Raw genomic sequence first — 3068 nt, 5'->3', positions numbered from 1 at the left:
AGGCGAGGGCGAATTCGTTCTCGAAGACGGTGTTCGCCGGAATTTCCCTGCGCAGGATCCGGGCGAAGATGTTGCCTTCGTCATAGGGGGTGCCGTTGCTGATCGCCATTCAAACCCTCCGCGCTTTTTCGTCCAGGCCCGACAGGCCTTCACGCCGTTCCAGCTCTGCCTTGACCTGCGCCAGCCTGATGCCGCGCTCTCCCAGAACGATCAGCAGATGGAATAGCAGGTCGGCCGCCTCTGCGACCAGTGCGTCGTCGTTCTGTGCGATTGCGGCGATCACCGTTTCGATCGCCTCCTCGCCCAGCTTTTCGGCGATTTTCAGCCTGCCCCTGGCGGCAAGGCGCGCCACATGGCTTTCTTGCGCCGACCCTTGCGAGAGGCGTTCGGCGATCGTTGTTTCCAGCCGGTCCAGAATGTCTGTCATGAGAGCCTCACGCGAACGCCGGCCGCCCGCAGCGCGCGCTTCGCGTCGTCGATGCTTGCTTCGCCGAAGTGGAACAGGCTGGCCGCAAGCACCGCAGAGGCGCCGCCCTCGGTCACGCCCGTAACGAGATCGCCGAGCGTGCCGACCCCGCCCGACGCGATGACGGGAATATTGATGGCCGTGCTGACCGCCCGCAGCAGCGCCAGATCATAGCCCGAGCGCGTGCCATCCCGATCCATCGAGGTAAGGAGGATTTCCCCGGCGCCGAGCGCCGACACCTGCTGCGCGAAGGAAACCGCATCGATCCCGGTTGCCCGGCGGCCGCCGTGGGTGAAAATTTCCCATTGCCCCGGCCCGGTTGTCCGGGCGTCGATGGCGACGGTGATGCACTGCCCGCCGAAGCGCGTGGCCAGTTCGCCCACCAGTTCCGGCCGCGCAACGGCCGCCGAATTGATCGAGACCTTGTCAGCGCCCGCCCGCAGCAATGCGCGGACGTCGTCGGCGGTGCGCACACCGCCCCCAACCGTCAGCGGCATGAAGCAGCGGCCCGCCGTCTCGGCGACGATGTCCAGCAGGGGGGCGCGGTCTTCGTGCGAGGCGGCAATGTCGAGGAAGACCAGTTCGTCTGCGCCCTCGGCGTCGTAGCGGGCGGCGCATTCGACCGGATCACCGGCGTCGCGAAGGCCGACGAAGTTGACGCCTTTCACCACCCGGCCGCCAGCGACGTCGAGACAGGGGATGACGCGGACGCACAGAGTCATGCGGCGGCGGCCAGCGCGTCGGCAAGATCGATGCGGCCATCATAGATCGAGCGGCCGGCGATCACGCCATCGATGCCCGATTTTCGGCGCAAGCTGCTGATTTCATTGATATCCGCCAGCCCGCCCGAGGCGATGACCGGCAGTTTTACCGTTGTCGCAAGTGCTGCGGTCGCTTCGATGTTGACGCCCGTCAGCAGGCCGTCGCGGCCGACGTCGGTGAACAGCAGGGCGGCGACGCCGACATCTTCAAAGCGGCGGCCCATGTCTTCGACCGGCACGTCCGACACATCGGCCCAGCCGCCGGTTGCAACCTTGCCGTCGCGCGCATCTACCGCGACGACGATCCGGCCCGGGTGATCCCGCGATGCAGTCCGGACCAGCCCCGGATCTGTGAGCGCGGCCGTCCCGATCACCACCCGTTCGACGCCCAGCCGAAACCAGCGTTCGATCGCCGCAAGCGTGCGGATGCCGCCCCCGACCTGCACCTTCGCCGAAGTCGCGCCAAGGATCCGTTCGACCGCCCGCGCATTGCGGGCTTCCCCGGCGAACGCGCCGTCGAGGTCGACGACATGCAGCCACGCTGCGCCGATGGCCGCGAATTTCGCCGCCTGCGCTGCCGGGTCCGAGGCGTAAACGGTTGCGCGGTCCATGTCGCCTTCAGCAAGGCGAACCACTTCGCCTCCCTTCAGATCGATCGCGGGATAGATGGTGAAGGGCATCAGGGGCACCATTGCAGCCATCGGTTCAGGAACGCGAGGCCCTGATTCTGGCTTTTCTCGGGGTGGAACTGGACGCCGAGCATGTTGTCGCGCTGCACGGCCGCAACAAATGTCGTGCCATAGTGGCAGGTGGCGGCGATGTCGGCCTGATCGGCCGGTTCGAAGGCATAGCTGTGCACGAAATATGCGTGGCCGGGTTCGATGATGCCCGGTTTTGCAGGCGTGACATCGTTCCAGCCGATGTGCGGTACCTTCAGGCCATCGGGCGTCATGCGGCTGACCGTTCCACCGATCCAGCCGAGACCCCGGTGCGTGCCGAATTCATGGCCTTCGTCGGCCATCAACTGCATGCCGACACAAATGCCCAGAAAAGGCCGCCTGCGATGGCGCACGGCCTCGGCAAGTGCTTCCTCCATGCCGGACACGGCGCGCAGGGCGGCCGCGCAGGCGCCGAACGCGCCGACGCCGGGCAGCACGATGCGGTCGGCGGCAAGCACTGCCTGCGGATCCTGCGTGACGACGACGCCTTGCGCCCCGGCCGCTTCGAGCGCCCTTGCCGCCGAGCGAAGATTGCCCGCACCATAATCGACGACTGCGATCACCATGACGTCAGACGAGCGTGCCCTTGGTTGAGGGAATGCGGCCCGCCTGCCGGGGGTCGATCGAAACGGCATCCTTCAGCGCGCGGGCGAGGGCCTTGAACAGACTTTCCGCGATGTGGTGATTGTTCTCGCCATGCAGCACTTCGGCGTGCAGCGTGATTCCGGCGGCCTGCGCAAAGCTGTGGAACACGTGCTGGATCAGTTCGCAGTCCATGTCTCCGAGGCGCGGCTGGCTGAAGGTTGCTTTCCACAGCAGGAACGGCCGGCCGGAAATATCGAGGGCGACGCGCGACAGCGTCTCGTCCATCGGGGCGTAGGCGTGGCCATAGCGGCAGATGCCGGCCCGATCCCCCAGCGCCTGCGCGAATGCCTGCCCCAGTGCGATCGCGGTGTCCTCGACGGTGTGGTGCGCGTCGATATGGAGATCGCCGGTCGTGCGGATTTCCAGATCGAAGAGGCCGTGCCGGGCCAGTTGTTCCAGCATGTGGTCGTAAAAGCCGACGCCGGTGGCAATCATATGCTGCCCCGTGCCGTCGAGGTTCACGGATACGAAGACGTC

General features: G+C 66.3%; 5 protein-coding genes. All 5 read right to left on the bottom strand.

Translation table 11 applies throughout. From position 1 onward, the window contains the following. Nucleotides 1-109: 109 nt before the first annotated feature. Complete coding sequence (locus AC16JP_RS09035; protein ID WP_484340284.1) at nt 110-427, bottom strand: phosphoribosyl-ATP diphosphatase; 318 nt, start codon at nt 425-427, stop codon at nt 110-112. Next, nucleotides 424-1188, bottom strand: a complete 765-nt coding sequence (gene hisF / locus AC16JP_RS09030) for an imidazole glycerol phosphate synthase subunit HisF (RefSeq protein WP_484340283.1) — start codon at nt 1186-1188, stop codon at nt 424-426. The genes AC16JP_RS09035 and hisF overlap by 4 nt, the downstream gene beginning before the upstream one ends. After that, nucleotides 1185-1907: a 1-(5-phosphoribosyl)-5-[(5-phosphoribosylamino)methylideneamino]imidazole-4-carboxamide isomerase gene (gene hisA, locus AC16JP_RS09025; protein WP_484340282.1), complete on the bottom strand. Its 723-nt coding sequence runs from the start codon at nt 1905-1907 to the stop codon at nt 1185-1187. The genes hisF and hisA overlap by 4 nt, the downstream gene beginning before the upstream one ends. Continuing rightward, nucleotides 1907-2512: an imidazole glycerol phosphate synthase subunit HisH gene (gene hisH, locus AC16JP_RS09020; RefSeq protein ID WP_484340281.1), complete on the bottom strand. Its 606-nt coding sequence runs from the start codon at nt 2510-2512 to the stop codon at nt 1907-1909. The genes hisA and hisH overlap by 1 nt, the downstream gene beginning before the upstream one ends. Before the next feature lie 4 nt (nt 2513-2516). Next, the coding region (hisB, locus tag AC16JP_RS09015; protein WP_484340280.1) for an imidazoleglycerol-phosphate dehydratase HisB at nt 2517-3068 on the bottom strand (552 nt) is incomplete at its 5' end.

The sequence above is a fragment of the Sandaracinobacteroides sp. genome, assembly GCF_057137845.1.
This window is presented reverse-complemented; position numbering and strand designations above follow the sequence as displayed.

Excerpts from the sequence above, each read along its gene's own strand:
- hisA (WP_484340282.1), bottom strand. The coding sequence starts at position 1,907 with ATGCCCTTCACCATCTATCCCGCGATCGATCTGAAGGGAGGCGAAGTG.
- hisH (WP_484340281.1), bottom strand. The coding sequence starts at position 2,512 with ATGGTGATCGCAGTCGTCGATTATGGTGCGGGCAATCTTCGCTCGGCG.
- AC16JP_RS09035 (WP_484340284.1), bottom strand. The coding sequence starts at position 427 with ATGACAGACATTCTGGACCGGCTGGAAACAACGATCGCCGAACGCCTC.
- hisF (WP_484340283.1), bottom strand. The coding sequence starts at position 1,188 with ATGACTCTGTGCGTCCGCGTCATCCCCTGTCTCGACGTCGCTGGCGGC.